Annotated in this window: 15 protein-coding genes; 10 read left to right on the top strand and 5 right to left on the bottom strand. The window is 68.1% G+C overall.

Going from position 1 to position 17209, the window contains the following annotated elements; translation table 11 throughout:
- The first annotated feature begins 103 nt into the window (after nucleotides 1-103).
- Nucleotides 104-886 carry a dimethylarginine dimethylaminohydrolase family protein gene (locus tag LuPra_RS07290; RefSeq protein WP_110170138.1) on the top strand — a complete coding sequence of 261 codons (783 nt, stop codon included), beginning with the start codon at nucleotides 104-106 and terminating at the stop codon, nucleotides 884-886.
- A gap of 246 nt (nucleotides 887-1132) precedes the next feature.
- Here the strand turns inward: LuPra_RS07290 and LuPra_RS07300 are convergent, their stop codons facing one another.
- Complete coding sequence (locus LuPra_RS07300) at nucleotides 1133-3280, bottom strand: pyrroloquinoline quinone-dependent dehydrogenase (RefSeq protein ID WP_234800775.1); 2148 nt, start codon at nucleotides 3278-3280, stop codon at nucleotides 1133-1135.
- An 81-nt stretch (nucleotides 3281-3361) separates the two neighbouring features.
- On the opposite strand from LuPra_RS07300, the gene LuPra_RS07305 reads away from it, so the two are divergent.
- On the top strand, nucleotides 3362-3862 hold the full coding sequence (locus LuPra_RS07305) for a hypothetical protein (RefSeq protein ID WP_110170140.1): 501 nt from the start codon (nucleotides 3362-3364) through the stop codon (nucleotides 3860-3862).
- Between the two features lie 34 nt (nucleotides 3863-3896).
- Here LuPra_RS07305 and LuPra_RS31660 read toward each other — a convergent pair whose 3' ends face one another.
- Nucleotides 3897-4037 (bottom strand): hypothetical protein, encoded by a 141-nt coding sequence (locus tag LuPra_RS31660; protein ID WP_157898851.1) that lies wholly within the window; start codon nucleotides 4035-4037, stop codon nucleotides 3897-3899.
- A gap of 524 nt (nucleotides 4038-4561) precedes the next feature.
- Between LuPra_RS31660 and pssA the strand changes: the two genes are divergently transcribed.
- Both pssA and LuPra_RS07315 read left to right on the top strand, forming a co-directional pair.
- A complete protein-coding gene (pssA, locus tag LuPra_RS07310; protein ID WP_110170141.1) occupies nucleotides 4562-5194 on the top strand; it encodes a CDP-diacylglycerol--serine O-phosphatidyltransferase in 633 nt (210 codons plus the stop codon).
- A gap of 115 nt (nucleotides 5195-5309) precedes the next feature.
- Nucleotides 5310-6056: an SDR family oxidoreductase gene (locus LuPra_RS07315; RefSeq protein WP_110174571.1), complete on the top strand. Its 747-nt coding sequence runs from the start codon at nucleotides 5310-5312 to the stop codon at nucleotides 6054-6056.
- Nucleotides 6057-6062: 6 nt separating this feature from the next.
- Here the strand turns inward: LuPra_RS07315 and LuPra_RS07320 are convergent, their stop codons facing one another.
- Entirely contained in the window at nucleotides 6063-7568 is a 1506-nt protein-coding gene (locus tag LuPra_RS07320) for a DUF1501 domain-containing protein (RefSeq protein WP_110170142.1), read from the bottom strand.
- Nucleotides 7569-7575: 7 nt separating this feature from the next.
- The gene (locus tag LuPra_RS07325; RefSeq protein WP_110170143.1) at nucleotides 7576-10092 is read right to left on the bottom strand and encodes a DUF1549 domain-containing protein; all 2517 of its coding nucleotides are present in this window, start codon (nucleotides 10090-10092) and stop codon (nucleotides 7576-7578) included.
- 245 nt (nucleotides 10093-10337) lie between these two features.
- On the opposite strand from LuPra_RS07325, the gene LuPra_RS07330 reads away from it, so the two are divergent.
- The 3 genes from LuPra_RS07330 (at nucleotide 10338) to LuPra_RS07340 (ending at nucleotide 12434) form a co-directional block, all read left to right on the top strand.
- A complete protein-coding gene (locus tag LuPra_RS07330; RefSeq protein WP_110170144.1) occupies nucleotides 10338-11177 on the top strand; it encodes an alpha/beta fold hydrolase in 840 nt (279 codons plus the stop codon).
- 112 nt (nucleotides 11178-11289) lie between these two features.
- Nucleotides 11290-11829 (top strand): RNA polymerase sigma factor, encoded by a 540-nt coding sequence (locus LuPra_RS07335; protein WP_162271321.1) that lies wholly within the window; start codon nucleotides 11290-11292, stop codon nucleotides 11827-11829.
- Nucleotides 11826-12434: a SecDF P1 head subdomain-containing protein gene (locus tag LuPra_RS07340; RefSeq protein ID WP_110170146.1), complete on the top strand. Its 609-nt coding sequence runs from the start codon at nucleotides 11826-11828 to the stop codon at nucleotides 12432-12434. The genes LuPra_RS07335 and LuPra_RS07340 overlap by 4 nt, the downstream gene beginning before the upstream one ends.
- A 124-nt stretch (nucleotides 12435-12558) precedes the next feature.
- Here the strand turns inward: LuPra_RS07340 and LuPra_RS07345 are convergent, their stop codons facing one another.
- On the bottom strand, nucleotides 12559-15141 hold the full coding sequence (locus tag LuPra_RS07345) for a TonB-dependent receptor (RefSeq protein WP_110170147.1): 2583 nt from the start codon (nucleotides 15139-15141) through the stop codon (nucleotides 12559-12561).
- Nucleotides 15142-15574: 433 nt separating this feature from the next.
- Between LuPra_RS07345 and LuPra_RS07350 the strand changes: the two genes are divergently transcribed.
- The 3 genes from LuPra_RS07350 to LuPra_RS07360 are packed head-to-tail and all read left to right on the top strand — an operon-like array spanning nucleotide 15575 to nucleotide 16979.
- Nucleotides 15575-15991: an EamA family transporter gene (locus tag LuPra_RS07350; protein WP_110174572.1), complete on the top strand. Its 417-nt coding sequence runs from the start codon at nucleotides 15575-15577 to the stop codon at nucleotides 15989-15991.
- A gap of 56 nt (nucleotides 15992-16047) precedes the next feature.
- Entirely contained in the window at nucleotides 16048-16449 is a 402-nt protein-coding gene (locus LuPra_RS07355) for an ArsR/SmtB family transcription factor (protein ID WP_110170148.1), read from the top strand.
- Between the two features lie 17 nt (nucleotides 16450-16466).
- Nucleotides 16467-16979 carry an SRPBCC family protein gene (locus tag LuPra_RS07360; RefSeq protein WP_110170149.1) on the top strand — a complete coding sequence of 171 codons (513 nt, stop codon included), beginning with the start codon at nucleotides 16467-16469 and terminating at the stop codon, nucleotides 16977-16979.
- Nucleotides 16980-17209: the final 230 nt, after the last annotated feature.

Here is a 17209-nt window from a genome sequence, read left to right on the forward strand (position 1 = left end):
CTCATGCCTCATACCTGAGACCTGAGACCTGAGACCTGAGACCTGCGACGAGCCCTGCAACCGGAGCCATGTAGGCTGTAGGCTGTAGCCCCGAGTCCGCTCTATGCCCCCAAGTGTCACCTCGTTCACACATGCCATCGCGCGCAGGCCCGGCGACTCGGTGATCCATGGGTTGCGCGTCGTCGACCGTGGTGCGCCGGATCTCGCGTCTCTCCGCCGTGAGCACGCGGGGTACGTCGACACGCTGACCCGCGTGGGCGTCACCGTCGAGATGCTCGAACCGCTCGAGTCGTATCCGGACAGCATGTTCGTGGAAGACCCCGCGCTGGTGTTCCGCGAGGCCGCCATCCTGCTCCGGCCAGGTGCGCCGTCGCGACGTGGCGAGGGCGCCGCACTCGAGCCATCCTTGCGCACGCTCTTTCCCGAGGTGCTGTCGCTGCCCGGGGAGGGTCATGCCGACGGCGGTGACGTGCTGCTCACACCGGAGGCGGTCTACATCGGCCTCTCGGCGCGCACCGATGCGGGTGGGGCCGCAGCCCTGGTGCGGCTCCTCGGGTCGCTCGGGCGGCGTGTCCACGTGGTCACGCCCCCTGCAGGTGTCCTGCACCTCAAGACGGCGTGCTCGCTGGTGGAGGATCACACGCTGCTGGCCACCCGTGCCCTCGCCGAGGCAGCGCTGTTCCCCGACCTCGACGTGGTCGTGGTGCCTGAGGGCGAGGAACCGGTCGCCAACGCGCTGCGCGTCAACGGCGCTGTCCTCATCGCCGACGGCTTCCCGAAGACCGCAGCCCTGCTCGCGCGTCGCGGCTACGACGTGCGCCTGCTCGCGCTCGACCAGGTCATGAAGCTCGATGCCGGGCTGTCGTGCATGTCGCTGCGCTGGTAGCCGGGCGGAATCAGCAATGCCTCATGCCTGATGCCTCTCTAACGCTTAACGCTTAACGCTGAACGTCGAACAGGACCAACGCAGAGCGCTGAACGCCCCCGCCGGCATCGTTCGGCGACTCCCGACTCCCGACTCCCGATTCCCGATGCGCGGTACCCGATACCCGGTACCCGGTACCCGATACCCGATACCCGATACCCGATACCCGATACCCGATACCCGGTACCCGGTACCCGGTACCCCGTGTTAATCAGGCAGCGCAAACGCGACGACGGTGCCGCCGCCGGGACGGTTGGACTTGCCGCCACCCGCGGAGATGACGACGTACTGGCGGCCGTTGGCCATGTACGTGCTCGGCGTGGCGTTGCCGCTGAAGGGAAGTGCGGCTTGCCACAGCAGCTTGCCCGTCTTCTTGTCGAAGGCGCGGAACGTCTCGTCGGCGCTCGCGCCGATGAAGACGAGCCCGCCGGCCGTGACCACCGGACCGCCGTAGTTCTCCGTGCCGGTGGGCGGGATGCCGCGCGCCGTGAGTTCCTTGTACTCCCCGAGCGCGACCTTCCAGAGGATCTCGCCGGTGTTCAGATCGACCGCGTTCAGCGTGCCCCACGGCGGCTTGATCGCCGGGTAACCCTCCCGATCGAACCACCGCAGGAAGCCGCCGAAGGCGTAGGGTGGGTCCTCCTTCTGCGGGCCGGCCGTCGCGGACGGCGGGGTGGGCGCGGACGCCGGTTCGTTGCCCAGGAGAAAGCCGACGATCGCGGCGCGCTGTCGTTCGCCGAGCCTGTCGAACGGGGGCATGCGCCCGCCACCCGTCATGATGGCCTTGCTTACCTGTTCCGCGGTCCGACGGCCCTTCAGCGCGTCCAGTGCCGGCATGCCGCCGTGGACGTCGCCGCGCCGATCGGCGCCGTGACAGGCCGCGCAGTGCACGAGGTATTGCCGGTGCCCGAACGACAGGGCCGCGCCATCCGGACCGCGCGTCGGGACCATCCGGTAGAACCACGGGATCTCGTTGATGTTGGCGTAGACCACGCCATCGGGATCGGCAGCGGCGCCACCCCACTCGAACCCGCCATCGGGACCGGGGAAGAGGATGGTTTCGTCGAGGCTCGGTGGCGGCATCGCGCCGAAGTTGCCGCTGCGCGCCAGGCGCTCCGTCGTCAGCAATCGGGCCATCGGCGAGATCGTCGCGACGTCGTCTGCCGTGTAGCGCTGCCGCATCAGCGGCGCCGGCTTCTCGGGCACCGGCTGCGTCGGCCACACCTTCACGCCTGGGATGCGCGATGGCGTCGTCGGGCGCTCGTGCACCGGCCAGAGCGCGGTTCCGGTGACGCGATCGAAGACAAACAACAGTCCGTGCTTGGTGCCTTGTGCGAGCGCATCGATGCGCTTGCCCTGATGCGTGACGGTGAGCAGGGTCGGCGGCGCCGGCAGGTCCAGGTCCCACAGGTCGTGGTGCACGATCTGGTAATGCCACAGGCGCTTACCGGTGGCCGCATCCAGCGCGACGACCGAGTTCGCAAACAGGTTCGCGCCGTACCGGTCACCGCCCCAGAAGTCAGGACCTGCTGTTTCGGTCGAGACGTAGACGATGCCACGTGCCTCGTCGACCGAGTGACCTGACCAGTCCGAGGCGCCTCCTGCCGTCTTCCATGCATCGGGCGGCCACGTGTCGTAGCCCTCTTCGCCGGGCCGGGGGATGGTACGGAAGGTCCATTTCAGTTCGCCGGTCCGCACGTCGAACGCCCTGATGCCGCCGGCCACGTTCTCGGGAATCAGGCCGCCGACGATCAGCAGGTTCTTGTAGACGACACCGGGCGTGTTGAGGCGCACCGAGGGCGTGCCGCCGAGTCCGAGCCCGCGCCCGAGATGAATCGACCCGTTGTCACCGAACGTGCGCACGGGCTTCCCGGTCGTTGCATCGAGTGCATAGAGCCAGGTGCCGGCCGACGTGAACACGCGACGATCCTGGCCGTCCGCCCAGTACGCCAGGCCACGCTGCCGGTTGCCGACGGCGTCCTCGCGCTCGCTGCGTGGGTCGAACCGCCACCGTTGCGCGCCGGTCGCGGCATCCAGCGCGATCACCTCCCGCGCGGGAGAGGCGGTGTAAAGCACGCCGTCGACGATCAGGTTGTTGGTCTGGAAGTCGCCGCGCATGCTGCCGGCCCCGTCGCTGGCGGTCGTTGGCAGCGTGTCGAACGTCCATGCCACCTGCAATTGCGCGACGTTGGCCGTGGTGATCTGGTCGAGCGTGGAGTAGTGGGTGCTGCCCGCGTCTCCGAGATAGGTGCGCCAGTCGCGCCCCGCCCCCATCGCCGGCGGCCGCGGCGCGCAGGTGTTGGCGCAACCGGCCGACAGCAGGAGCAACGAGACGGAGATGACGTGTGCGCGCACCAGGAGCCTCCGGCCGCTCAATATAGCGGAACGGCCGAGTTCATGTGGTATCGTGCCGCCGCTCCCGGAGGAGCACCTCACATGGTATTGACGAAGGCAGAGTTGATTGCCGCGCTGCAGAAGGAAGTCCGGATCCTCGTGCATCTCGCCGGCAAGGTGGATGCACGCTCGCTCGACTACCGGCCGACGCCGAAGCAGCGCAGCACGATCGAACTCCTGCGGTACCTGATCAGCATGGGACCGTTCGTCACCGGGGCGATCATCTCGGGCCAGTTCGATGGTCGTGCCTGGGGACTTGAGATTGATGCGGCAAACGATCTGTCGCTTGCCGACACGATTACCGCCATCGCCGCGCAGGTCGAGGCGTACCCGGCCCTGCTGGCCGACGTATCCGACGACGCGCTGCGTGGCGAGGTCGAGATGTTCGGCACGAAAGCGTCGCGTGGCGCATCTCTCGTGAACCTGGTGATCTGCGGGTACGCTGCGTATCGCACGCAGCTGTTCTGCTACCTGAAGGCATGCGGCCACGACGAACTGAACACCATGAACCTCTGGGCGGGGATGGACGCGCCGGCGGCGTGATCGCGGCGCCGCGGGGCGCGCGTGGCGGCAGGTGCTACGAAGGACGGCCCGGTTCGGCGCGCAGGTCGTGGAGCATGCCGAGCAACCGGTAGACGGCGTTGGACGCGCCGTGAAACGGGATCGCCCGGATCCCGAGTGCACCGTCGCCGTGCAGGACCGCCCACGGCCCCGTCATCGCACGGGCGGCGGCAATTCCGGACAGGCGTCCGCGCTGAACAGCTGCCAGAGCTGATTCTCGGCCGCACGGGCGCACATGGCGCCACTATGCTCCCGCAGACTCATCGCTACAAGCCCATCCGCCTCCAACCTCGGCCGTCGGCCATCGGCCTTGGGCCTCCGCGCTTCAGCCTGCTGCCTTTGCGGCGTTCGACGTTCGGCGTTCAGCGTTCGCCTGGGCGTACCGGCGACGCGTCGAGCAAGCTCGACCCCGACACCTGGACCCTGGGTCTTGGGCCTTCGCGCTTCAGCCTGCTGTCTTTGCGGCGTTCGACGTTCGGCGTTCAGCGTTCGGCTGGGCGTACCGGCGACGCGTCGAGCAAGCTCGACGCCTACACCTGGGTCTTGGGCCTTCGCGCTTCAGCCTGCTGTCTTTGCGGCGTTCGACGTTCGGCGTTCAGCGTTCGTCGTCGGTGTGCTCCCCTCGTAGCCGTCGACCTTTAGGTCGACGGACGAAGACGGCGGATGTGTACGATGCATGACATGTCCGTCGACGCTCCCCGCCACATGTCGCTGTTGCGTTCGTACACGCCGGCAGATCTCCTGACCATCGGCAACGCGTCGTGCGGCACCATCGCGATCTTCCTCTGCCTCGAGCATCTTGCGGCGCGCCAGACGCGCTTCTTGTGGATCGCCATGCTCTTGCTGCCGCTGGCCCTGGTGTGTGACGTGCTCGACGGCTACGTTGCCCGCCTCGATCGATCACGACAGTCACGCCTCGGCGCCGACCTCGACTCGCTGGCCGACGTGATTTCATTCGGTGTCGCTCCGGCCGTGCTCGGCTACACGCTCGGCCTGCGCGGTGGCTGGGACATGCTGCTGCTCACGTACTTCGTGGTGTGTGGGGTCAGTCGTCTCGCCCGCTTCAACGTCACGTCCTCGGCACTGGCCGATGCGACGACAGGCAAGGTCAAGTACTTCGAAGGCACACCCATCCCAACCAGTGTCGTGATCGTCGGCATTCTGGCGGTGGCGCTGTGGCTGGGGTGCACCGACCAGCACCTCTGGTTCGGCGCGTACCGCGTCGGCCCCGCGTGGTGGCACCCGCTGTCGTTGCTCTACGCCGCCAGCGGCAGCGCGATGATCAGCGCCACGTTGCGCATCCCGAAGCCCTGACGAATGCGGCCCGAGGCGTAGGCCGGGCTCGGAGAGCCGGCCCTACCTTCGCGTCTGCCGTGGCGCGGACCATAATGCCCGGGCGGCGCGCATGGGCTCGCCGACGGAGGCGGACGTGGCAGGACGACTGGCAGGGAAGCGAGCGCTGATCACCGCGGCGGCGCAGGGTATCGGGCGGGCGAGCGCGGAGGCGTTCATCCGCGAGGGCGCGCGCGTGATCGCCACCGACGTGAACGCGCAGGCGCTTGCCACGCTGACGGGTTGCGAGACGCGGACGCTCGACGTGACCGACGCCGCGCAGATCGCGACCCTCGCCGTCGAAATAGGCACCATCGACGTCCTTTTCAACTGCGCCGGCATCGTCCACGCCGGCACCATCCTGGACTGCCCGGAGGCCGACTGGGATCGCGCATTCGAGTTGAATGCCAAGGCCCAGTACCGCATGGTGCGAGCCTTCCTGCCCGGCATGCTGGCGCAGGGCCGTGGTTCGATCATCAACATGTCGTCGGTGGCCTCCAGTGTCACCGGCGTGCCGAACCGGTTCGCCTACGGCGCGAGCAAGGCCGCGGTCGTCGGGCTGACCAAGTCGGTGGCCGCGGACTTCGTGGGCAAGGGCGTGCGATGCAACGCAATCTGCCCGGGCACGGTGGAGTCGCCGTCTTTGCGCGATCGCATCCGCGCGCAGGCCGAGGCCAACGGCCAGGACGAAGCCGACGTCCTCGCCGCCTTCCAGGCGCGTCAGCCGATGGGGCGACTGGGACTGTCGGAGGAGATCGCGATGCTGGCGGTCTATCTCGGGTCGGACGAAGCCGCGTTCACGACCGGCGCCGTCCACGTGATCGACGGCGGTTGGACGACATAGGGTGCGTCAGCCGAACAGCGCCGTGACCGGCTTGCCCTTACCGTCCTTCGTCACGTACACCGGACGCCGCTCGACGGTGTAGGACGTATCCGCCGGGATGCCGAGCGCGTGGAAGATGCTGGCGTGCAGGTTTTCCACCGGCACGGGGTTCTCGACGGTGGTGCACGGCCGCTCCTCGGCCGTCTTGCCATAGACGAACCCCTTCTTCACGCCGCCGCCGAACATCAGCACCGATCCTGCCGCCGTGAAGTGCCGGTGCATGCCGTAGTGACGCGGGTCGGACATCACCCTGGGGATGTTGATGGCCTGGTCCTTCACTTCCTTGCCGACCTTGCCCTCGGTCACCGCGTCACGCCCGAACTCGCTCGCCAGCACCACCAGCGTCCGATCGAGCAGGCCGCGCTGCTCCAGATCGCGGATCAGTTGGGCCACCGGCGCGTCGATCAGCGCCTTCATCGCGTCCGCCCGCGAGTGTCCGTGCTCGTGGCTGTCCCAGTTCACGAACGGGATGTATTCCGACGTCACCTCGACATAGCGCGCGCCGGCTTCCACGAGGCGCCGCGCCAGCAGGCAGCCCCGTCCGAACCGGCCGGTGTCGTAGGCCTTGTACGAGGCCTCCGGTTCGAGTGCGAGGTCGAACGCCCTCGACGAAGGCGAGCGCAGCAGGCGATCGGCGCCGTCGAGCGCGCGTACCAGCGACTCGCGCTGGAAGTCGCTGCCGTACTGGTGCACCGGCTCCTGCGCGAGCAGTTGCTCGAACAGCTGCCGGCGGCTCTGGAATCGCGCCGGACCGAGTTCCTTCGGCGGCCGCACGGCCGACGCCGCATCCTGCGGATCGACGATCAGGAACGGACCGTGTTCGGTACCGAGGAAGCCGGCCGTGTGAAACGCTTTCAGCGTGCCGATCTCGCCCGCACCCTCCACCGTCTGGCCAATCGTGATGAACGCCGGCATGTCCGGTTCGCGAGGACCGAGGGTGCGCGAGACATACGCGCCGATGTGCGGCATCGCCATCGGTTGAGGCGGCACATAGCCGGTGTGCCAGTGGTACTGGTGCCGCGAGTGCAGGATGAACCCCAGGTCAGCGGCCTGGAACGTGCGGATCACCGCGCCCCGATCGATGACGCTGCCGATGCGCTCGAGCCCGCTGGTGAACTTGATGTGATCGACGGCGGTGTCGATCGTCGGGAAGCTGCTCAACACGTCGCTGATCGGCACGCCCGGCGCGTAAGGTGTATAGCGTTTCGGATCGAAGGTCTCGGTCTGCGCCATCCCGCCGGCCATCCACAGCACGATGACCGCGTCGGCCGTGGCGGCGCGCGGCGCGCTTACGCCTTCCGCGCGCACCATCACCGGTTCGCTGCCGGCCAGCGCCGCGAGCGTGCCTGCGGCGGTGGTGCCGAGGAACTGCCGGCGATTCAGGCGTTGGAAGATTCGCCGCTCGTCGCGCGTGAGCGCCGACAGTGTCGCGTCGTGCGAGTCGTTGCCGGAGTCGTCGTGATGGTGGTTCATGGCGCGGTCAGTAGATCAACTGGAACTCGGGCTTCATCAGCACGGCCCACAGCAGGTCGGCAACGCCGTCCGGCGCCAGCCTGCCGGGACGCGCCCGGTCCGAGACGGCCTGCTCTGCGAGCGCACGCTCGGCCGGCGATGGCGCGCGGCCCAGGGCCTGCCAGAAGAGGCGGTCCACGAGTGCCTGCCCATCAGTCGCGGGTGGGCCTGCCGGCGAGGGCACGGCACGCCCCGGCGGCAGCAGCCGCCCCTGATTCGGCGCGGCATCGAAGATGAAGAAGCGCACCGCCGGATTGAGCGTAGAGCCGACTTCGGTGCGCAGGTTGGCCACGTCGACCGCGCCGCGCAACCGCACGAACTTCTTGGCGTCGATCGAGTACCGGAGCACGGACGGACTGCTCACGTAGATCAGGCCGTCCGATCTGTGACGCGGGCGGTCGCTCTCGATGTGCGGCACGAGCGACGAGAGCGGCGTCTCCGTGCCGTCACCATCGACGAGCACGGCATTCACCCACACGGGATTCACTCGTTCCGGCGCGTTGGAGCCCGTGTCGCGCACCACGAGCCACAGGTCCTTCGACGACGAGACGTCGATGTCGAAGCCGCGCGGCTTCGGCGCCCGGCCGGCGATGGCCGCGTTGAAGCGGCTGTAGACGTCGTCTGGCAGGTCGCCGGTCAGCCGCCGCGCGCCGCGCGCCAGCCACTGCGTCAGCCGCTCGCCGTTGACCAGCTCCAGGGCCTGCGGCGTCGTCGAATCGTCGGGCCGTACGGAGATCACCTGGTCGCGAAGGGGCCGGCCAAGGGCGCGGGTCAGCGTGCTCGATGCCGTGCGCCATTCGCGTGCGGGCACACCGACCGACACGGGATCGGAGTCGAGGCGCAGCGTCACCGTTGCGCCGCCGTTGGTCGTCGTCGACGGCGCGGCCGGGTTGCGCTGAGGCTGCGGACCGGGCCATGTGCTCCATTCGCCGGTCATCGACCCGATGGCGTCGGCAAACTGCTCCGCCGTCAGGCGCCGCACCTCAGGCCCCTGGAACAGGTAGCCGCGTGCCGAGGGCTCCGACACCCGCGCTACGGCCGGCAACTGGTACGCCCTGGACGCCATGATCGTCGCGATCAGGTGCTTCAGGTCGTAGCCGTGATCCACGAAGTCCTGCGCCAGCCAGTCCAGCAATTCCGGGCTCCACGGACGCGTGTCCATCTCGTCCGAGTTGGCGACGATACCGTGGCCGAGCAGGCGCTCCCAGACGCGGTTGACGATGGTGCGGGGCATGCGGCCATTGAGCGGGTCCGTGAACAGGCGCGCCGCCTCGGCGCGGCGGTGCTCCAGCGAGTCGCCGCGCGGCTTCGCATGCAGCTCGGGGAACAGGAACAGGGGACCGGTCTGTTCGTCACGCGCGACGTCGCAACGATAGAGCTGGAGTGTCGGCTTTGGCGAGAAGAACGCGGCAAGCCCGTAGGCGTCCTTGAGCTTCCAGCGGCTGACGAAGCTGTCATGGCACGCATTGCACTTCATGTTGACGCCGAGGAACACCTGCGCCGTGTTCTGGGACGCCTGCATCCAGGGCGTGACGGCGGCGCTGGTCTCGCCCCGCCAGTTGACGCCGACGAGGAAGCCGGCCGGATCGTTGCGTTTCTCGGGGTTCAGCAGCGCCGCGACGAACTCGTTGTACGGACGATTGCCCTGCAGCGCCTCGAGCAGCCACGGCGTGATGCTCTTGCGGCCGTCCTTCTCCGAGAAGTAACTGACGCCATCGTCGTTGCGCAGCAGGTCGTTCCAGAACGTCATCCAGTGCTCGGCGTAGGCGCCGCGATCGGACAACAGGGTCATGACCAGCCGATCGCGCTTGTCCTCGAGAGGGTCGGACAGGAAGGCCCGCAGCGCCGTGGGCTCGGGAAGCAGGCCCTGGATGTCGAGCCAGGCGCGCCGGGCGAACACGGCATCGGGCACGACGGCAGGGGGCGTGGTGCTGGTGCGCGCGAGGTAGCTCGCGACGAGGCGATCCACCGGGCGGTCCCACGCGGGCCACACCGGCGCCGGCGGATCGACACGTGTCAGCGTCAGCGGGGCCTCCCATGGCTGCGGTGCGGGCGGCGAGGTAGGCGTGGCCCGCGCGCCTTCGTCGATCCACGCGCGGATCAGCGCGATGCGGCCGGGCTCGAGCTGGTCCTCGTCCTTGGGCATCGACGGCTCGACGGCGCCGGTGAGTCGATCGACCAGCAGGCTCCTGCCGCTGGCGCCCGGACGGACCGCGGCGCCGCTGCGTCCGCCTTCGAGCACGTCGGCGAGGGTGGCCAGCGACAGCCCGCCCTTGCGGGTCTCGGCATCGTGGCAGTCCTCGCAGAACTCGGTGAGGATCGGCTGGATCTGGGTCGCGAAATCGATGCTGCCGTTTGACGCCGCCGGCGTCGGCTGCGTCGAGACGCCCGTCGCCGGTGACACCGGCGCAGCCGGCGCTTGCGCGCGAAGCAGGGCGGTCGCCAGCCACAGCGCGCTGGCACCGACCATGAAGACCCGGTTCATGCCTACGAGAGTAACCCCGCGGGTCCTCGGCTCACGAGTCAAGGCTCAAGTCTCAGGTCTCAGGTCTCAGGTCTCAGGTCGCAGGTCGCAGGTCGCAGGCAAACCTGAGCTTGACCCGCGTTCGGCGGGAAGCGTTAAGCGTTTTAGGCGTTAAGCTGCACCTCGCCTTCGTCATCGGCGGATTGCCCGGCCCCCGGCAACGACGATGACGTGACGCGATCGCGTTCGAAAAGAGGAGACGAGGAATGCCGACAATCACGACGACCGACGGGACCAGGATTTACTACAAGGACTGGGGGACAGGGCCGGCGGTGGTGTTCAGCCACGGCTGGCCGCTCGACGCCGACAGCTGGGAATCGCAGATGTTCTTCCTGGCGTCGCATGGCTACCGCGTCATCGCGCACGATCGCCGCGGGCACGGCCGTTCCGACCAGCCGTGGCACGGCAACGATATGGACACGTATGCCGACGATCTGGCGGCACTTCTCGACGGGCTCGATCTACAGGCAGCCACGTTGGTCGGGTTCTCGACCGGAGGCGGAGAAGTCGCACGCTACATTGGCAGGCACGGCAGTCGCCGGCTCGCCAGGGCGGCGCTGATCTCCGCCGTCCCGCCCCTCATGCTCAAGACCGCAGCCAACCCGGGAGGGCTGCCCATCGACGTCTTCGATGGCATTCGCGCCGCGTCGGTTGCCGACCGATCGCAGTTGTACCGCGACCTCGCCAGTGGCCCGTTCTTCGGCTTCAACCGCCCCGGCGCCAAGGCCTCGCAGGGGATGATCGATGCCTTCTGGATGCAGGGCATGCGGGCCGGCCACAAGAACGCCTACGACTGCATCAAGGCGTTTTCCGAGACCGATTTCACCGCGGACCTGCGCGCCATCGACGTGCCGTTGCTGGTGGTCCACGGCGACGACGACCAGATCGTGCCGATCGATGCCGCTGGCCGGGCGACGGCGCGGCTGGTGCCACGTGCCGTGCTGAAGGTCTACCCGGGTGCGCCCCATGGCATCACCGACACCCATAAACAGCAACTGAACGCCGACCTGCTCGACTTCGCAGGCGGGGCCCGGGCAACTTCGTAGAGTGAGGGTGATCGGCTGGCCGCGCTATCCCGGCGGCCAGCCGTCGCCGTTTCGTTCCGCTGGATGCCCGCCAACGGAACCGGCCCCTCGATCGTCTGACAGGCGTATGAGCGTGCAGACGACTGCCGAGCGCCTCCCACATGACATGGCGATCGACAGGCCCGCCCGGCTCGGCGCCCTGTTCGATGCCCATCACGAACGCCTTTACCGGCTGGCGCGCCGGCTCACGCCGACCGAGGACGACGCCCTCGACCTGGTGCAGGAGACCTTCCTCAAGGCCGCGCGCGGGTCCGGTGTCCCGGACGCCGCGAATGCGGAAGCGTGGCTCGTTCGCGTGCTGGTGAACACGCGCCGCGACCAATGGCGCAAAGCCGCGAACAGGCGCCGGCAGGCCCCGGACGCGCACCTCATTGGCCCTCCGCCGTCGAGTCCTGAAGCGCGTGCCGTCGCCAGCGCCACGGTCTGGCGCGCGCTCGAGGCGTTGCATCCGCGACGACGGGCGGTGATCGTTCTGCACGAACTCGAGGGTGCGAGCGCGGCGGCGATCGCCTCTCTCCTCGGCATCACCAGCGTCACCGTGCGCTGGCATCTGTCGCGAGGCCGGCGTGAGCTGACGCATGCCCTCGCCGCATCGAAAGGCGGAACCCGGTGACGACGATTCGTGAACTCCTGGCAGAGGCCGATCCGCTGCGTGACAGTTGTTCGCCGGAGCCGGTGGTGCGCGATGCCCTCCGGCGCCGTGTCGTCGCAGCTGCGGCGGCCGGCGCGCCTCCCCGGCATGCCCCGTCCCGACGCGCCTTCGTGCTGGCCTCCGGCGTGGCGCTGGTGATTGCGGCTACCGCGACCGGGCCCGCCTGGTGGCCGGACGGCGGCACCGTGCACGCGGCGGTTCCATTCGAGGTCCGCCTCGCGGAGGCAGGTCCACGACCGGACCTTGTCGCGGTGCCCGATGCCGCGTCGGCTCGGACCGTCTACGTCGAACCGCGGGTCGTCGTCACCAACGGCGACATCCGGAGGGCTCGTGTCGTCCCGGTCGGCGCCGGCTTCGGTGTCGAGATCGCGTTCACAGACGATGGCGCCGGCAAGATGCGGGCGGCCACGGCAGGCAACGTCGGACGCCTGCTGGCCGTGGTCGTGGATGGTCGAGTCCTGGCGTCGCCGCGAATCACGTCGCCAATCGACGGCGTCGGCATCCTCGGTGGGAAGTACACGAAGGAAGAGGCCGGTCGCATCGCCACCGGCCTTGTGCCGCGCTGACGCCCAGGTGTAGCTGCCAGACTTGTCCGGCAGGCTGCTCTCGCCGGACGTCCGCGCCGAGGGGACAGTCGGACAAAGTCCGACGGCTGCATCCTCCGACACGCCGCTCCGCGCACGTCACGTCTCAGGGACGTGCGAGCGTGAGACGCAGCGTGACCCCGACGCTGCGTCCATCGCCAGGCTGCCCGACGAAGAGGCCGGTGTTGCCGGGCGCCGCGGTGAGCAGATCGAGATACTGGCTATCGAGCAGGTTGCGCGACCAGACGAAGAGCGACCAGCCGTCGTTCCAGCGGAAGCCGACCCGGGCGTTGACCAGCGAGTACCCGTCGACCACCAGGTACCGCGACGCACTCGAACTCGACGAGAACGCCGTTCTGAAACTCGTATCGACGGCACCGAACAGTTCCCCCGTACGGCGCGCCAGTGTCGCGTTCGTGTGATATTCCGCGCCGACCGACACCGCCCACTTCGAGATGCCCGGCAGCGGTGAACCCGAGATGTCCTTCACCTGTGGGCCGCCTGTCTCCTCGAGCGGCGGTGGCGCATCCGTGAACGACTCGTAGATGCCGTCGGTGTACGCGGCCGCGCCGTACACGATCGCGTTGCGTCCGAGTCGCGCCGTGCTGTCGAGTTCGACGCCGCGGACGCGGACCTTTTCCGCGTTGGCAAGGTAGCCGCGGAGCACACCGACGTCGGCGTTGACCACCTGCGCCTGGAAGTCACGGATGCCGGTCTGGAACATCGTCAGGTTGGCGGTCAGGCCCTCGAACGGCTCCGTCTTGAGCCCGACTTCCGCGTGCCGGACGTGCTCGGGTCTCACCGTCGCTGCTGCCAGGATCGGCCGATTCAACGCGTCCGTCGGCAGGCCGTTGAGATTGAGGCCAACCGACTTGAAGCCCGTCGCGACGGTCCCGTAGGTGTGGATGCGTCTGCCGATGCGGTATGCAGCGGTGAGCTGGCCCGAGACGTTGTCGTCGTCCACGTCGGCCTGGTAAGACTGCGGCGCGAAGATCGAGCGCTGCAGCGCGATCAGTGCCGGATCCGAGGTCTGCAGGCCGCCGTAGACCTGCTGATCGAAGTTGACCGACTTCTGGTCGTAGTTGAACCGCACGCCGGGGAGCAGCCGCAGGCGATCGGTGACCGCCCACTCGGCCTGCGCGAACAGCGCCGCGCTGAGGTTGTCGAACTCGACGTACTGGTCGAAACCGTAGCCATCCAGCAGACCCGGTGTTGCAGCCTGCGGCGTCGGCGCGAGGAGGAAACGCGCCGCAGCGGCGCCCTGCTCCTGCTTGAAGGAAGGTGCAGAATCGAGCGACTGCGAGAACGCGAATGCGCCGGCGACGACGCTCAGGCGTTTGCCGAGGTCACCGGCGTACCGGACTTCCTGCGTCCACTGCCGCTGCGTGGACGGCGCCGCGGAGACCGTCGTCACCGGGAGGCCGATGAAGTCTCGGTCATTGGACGGATTCCAGTTCCAGTAGCGCCACGCCGTGGTCGACGTCAATCGCCCCGGACCGACCTTCCAGTCGGCGTTGACCGAGACACCACCGAGATCCTGGAACGACTGCAGCGCCGTATCGGCATCGGTGACACGGTCGAAGGCGTTGAAGCTCGGCGCGACATAACCGAGGTCGGCTGCGATCTGCGGATACTGGCGGTTGGCCGGCCGCTGCGTCGGCGCCACTCCGGCGACCACCTGCGTGTAGCCCTGCGGCCGCTGACGGGTGTGGTCGGCTGACACATTGATGGCGATGCGGTCGTTGGGTGAGATGAGCGCCTGGGCGCGACCGCCCAGGTTGCTGAGGTCGTTGACCTGCCCGCCGGTGCCGACGTGACTGATGACACCGCCACGCTGCGTGCTCGAGAACGACAGTCGTCCGGCCACCTTGCGCCCGAGTGGCCCGGTCACCGATCCCTTGGCCTGCCAGAAGTCGTAGCTGCCGTAGGTGAACTCCAGTTCGTGATCGGGCGTGAAACTGGGCTTGCGTGTCGTCACGTTGATCGCGCCGGCGGTCGTGTTCTTGCCAAACAGCGTGCCCTGCGGGCCGCGCAGCACCTCGACGCGCTCGACGTCCAGCAGGTCGAGCGTGGCCGCGGCAGGACGCGCATAGAAGACGCCGTCGATGTAGAGGCCGACGCCCTGCTCGATGCCGTCGTTGGTCAGGCCGAACGGCGCCCCCAGGCCGCGAATGTTGATCGCCGAGTTGCGCGGGTTGGTCGAGTAGAACTGCACCGTCGGCAGCAGTTCCTTGAGGCGGTTGACGTTGAAGTCCCCGGCATCGGCGACGAGCGCGCCGCCGATCACCGAGACCGGTATGGGCACTTCCTGCGCGACTTCCTCGGTGCGCCGCGCCGTCACCACGAGCGCTTCATTGACCGCCGCGGGCGACAGCGTGAAATCCAGGGCCGCCGTATCGCCGGCAGTGCGTGTCACGCGACGTATGGCTGTCTGGAAGCCGTCCAGCGACGCTTCGAACCGATACAGGCCCGGGAGCAGCGGCGCGGTCTGATACTGCCCGCGCTCGTCCGTCACGGCAGACGACACCTGGCCTGTCGTTTCGTTGGTGATGCGAAGCGTCGCGCCGGGCAGGGTGGCACCAGAACTGTCGCGGACCACGCCGGCGACGATGCTCGATGCCGGCTGCGCGAACACGACGCCGGGAACCGCGACGAGGGCGGCGGCAAGGCTGAAGCTTGGTACTGACATCCACACTCCCACGGCCGCCAGCGAGGCGGCCCAATCAGTCGCGTGCGCAGCGGCACGTGACGTTTCCCAAACGCAAGACGCAGAGGCGTATGCAGCCGAGCGACGGCAGGAGAGCGGGAGGTGAAAATCCGGGGAAGGTGATCTCGCTCAGTTGCCGGTCGTCGGCGTCCTACATGCGCAACGACACACCGCGCAGGCGGGACAGGCAACTCGACGCTGGCAGGAGAGCATGCTCACGAGATCGTCGGCATGGTGCGCCATTGCGCCGCCGCAGTCAAACACGATTCGTGTCATGACGCGAAGATGGGGAGCGTAGCGAGCGTGGGGCGGCAACAGACGATGTCACCGCCGTCCACGGTCCTGCCGCGCAGTGCGGCGGCGTCTGCGGAGATGATGGTGTCGAGCGTCTTCGAACCACAACCCCGAGGTGACCATGACTTGGCTCGTGTATGCGTCGATCTCTGCCCTGGCTGCCGCAGCGACGGCGATTCTCGCCAAGATCGGGCTCGAAGGCGTGCCGTCCACGCTGGCGACGGCGATCCGGACCGTGGTGGTCCTCATCTGCGCGTGGGGTGTGGTCTTCGCGGTGGGGCAGCAGCACGCGATGGCGTCGCTCTCGCGCCGATCCCTGCTGTTTCTCACGTTGTCGGGGCTGGGGACGGGTGTGTCCTGGCTGGCGTACTTCCACGCTCTGAAACTCGCCCCCGCCTCGTCGGTCGCGCCGATCGACAAGCTCAGTCTGCCGCTGACGATCTGCCTGGCCCTGGTGGTGCTCCAGGAACAGGTCAGCATGCAGGCCTGGCTGGGCGTCGCGTTGATGGTGATCGGCGCGTTGCTGACACTCCGCTGACGACAGCGCTTGACGAAGTGCTTGACATGACGCGCCGTGTATATAACCATATAGCTATGAAACCTGGAGGTTATGAGGTTGCGGCCTCAGCGAGGCTCGACGCGACGTTCCTCGCGCTTGCCGATCCGACGCGGCGCGCGATCCTGGCGCGGCTCGCGCTCGGAGAAGCGTCGGTCATGGAACTCGCCGCGCCATTCACGATGAGCCAGCCTGCGATTTCGAAGCACCTCAAGGTGCTGGAGCGGGCAGGCCTGGTGCGGGTCGGGCAGGACGCCCAGCGGCGGCCGCGTCGCCTGGACGGCGAAGCCCTGCAAGCAGCCAGTGTGTGGATCGAGAAGTGCAGGGCCGAGTGGGAAGCGAACTATCAGCGACTGGATCGATTGCTTGCCGCGTTGCAGCGGGGAGAACGCCCGGGTGGCCGGGCGCCCCGCAAGACCTCGCCGCGTGCGCGGCGTTGATGAGCGGAGGAGACACGATGGAAACGATGATCGAGAAGGCCGAAGTGACGTTGCCGAGTGACCACGAGGTGCAGGTCACGCGTTCGTTCCGTGCGCCGCGCGCGCTCGTCTACCGGGCCCACACCGAGCCCGAGCTGATCCGTCAGTGGATGCTGGGGCCGCCAGGATGGACCATGCCGGTGTGCGAGATGGACGTGCGGGTGGGCGGCAACTACCGGTGGCGGTGGCGGAGCGAGAAGAAGGACAAGGAGTTCGGCTTCTCCGGCACGTTCCGTGAGGTCGTGCCCAACGTGCGCCTGGTCCACACGGAGTCGTTCGACCCCGGGACGACAGGGGAGAACATGGGCGACAGCCCATCGCTCGTGACGCTCACGTTGTCGGGAGACGGCGTGATCACGACCATCACGAGTCTCATCGACTTCGGTTCGAAGGCGAATCGCGACGCGGCCCTCGCCACCGGCATGACCGACGGCATGGAAATGAGCTACCAGCTGCTCGACCGCCTGGTGGGGGAACGTACGGAGTCCTGAGAACACTGAGGTAGGGCCGGCTCTCCGAGCCCGGCCCGACTCCCGACTCCCGTCCGTCGACTGAAGGTCGACGGCTACAAGCCATCGCAACTGGTGGTCGTGCAGCGCCTCGCTGCACACACATATGCCGCGCGTCGCCTGGTTCCGTACAACTTCACAACACAGCCATGCACGGGCCTGCGGAACGCGGCTCACCTGCGATCGATTTGGACTATGCTCGCGAGACCCGA

Source organism: Luteitalea pratensis, from assembly GCF_001618865.1.
GTDB classification, from domain to species: Bacteria; Acidobacteriota; Vicinamibacteria; order Vicinamibacterales; family Vicinamibacteraceae; genus Luteitalea; species Luteitalea pratensis.

What these genes read in the sequence shown, in the direction of transcription:
- LuPra_RS07360 (WP_110170149.1), top strand. Translation starts at nt 16,467, where the DNA reads ATGGAAACGATGATCGAGAAGGCCGAAGTGACGTTGCCGAGTGACCAC.
- pssA (WP_110170141.1), top strand. Translation starts at nt 4,562, where the DNA reads ATGTCCGTCGACGCTCCCCGCCACATGTCGCTGTTGCGTTCGTACACG.
- LuPra_RS31660 (WP_157898851.1), bottom strand. Translation starts at nt 4,037, where the DNA reads ATGACGGGGCCGTGGGCGGTCCTGCACGGCGACGGTGCACTCGGGATC.
- LuPra_RS07345 (WP_110170147.1), bottom strand. Translation starts at nt 15,141, where the DNA reads ATGTCAGTACCAAGCTTCAGCCTTGCCGCCGCCCTCGTCGCGGTTCCC.
- LuPra_RS07320 (WP_110170142.1), bottom strand. Translation starts at nt 7,568, where the DNA reads ATGAACCACCATCACGACGACTCCGGCAACGACTCGCACGACGCGACA.
- LuPra_RS07350 (WP_110174572.1), top strand. Translation starts at nt 15,575, where the DNA reads ATGACTTGGCTCGTGTATGCGTCGATCTCTGCCCTGGCTGCCGCAGCG.
- LuPra_RS07330 (WP_110170144.1), top strand. Translation starts at nt 10,338, where the DNA reads ATGCCGACAATCACGACGACCGACGGGACCAGGATTTACTACAAGGAC.
- LuPra_RS07325 (WP_110170143.1), bottom strand. Translation starts at nt 10,092, where the DNA reads ATGAACCGGGTCTTCATGGTCGGTGCCAGCGCGCTGTGGCTGGCGACC.
- LuPra_RS07305 (WP_110170140.1), top strand. Translation starts at nt 3,362, where the DNA reads ATGGTATTGACGAAGGCAGAGTTGATTGCCGCGCTGCAGAAGGAAGTC.
- LuPra_RS07355 (WP_110170148.1), top strand. Translation starts at nt 16,048, where the DNA reads ATGAAACCTGGAGGTTATGAGGTTGCGGCCTCAGCGAGGCTCGACGCG.
- LuPra_RS07290 (WP_110170138.1), top strand. Translation starts at nt 104, where the DNA reads ATGCCCCCAAGTGTCACCTCGTTCACACATGCCATCGCGCGCAGGCCC.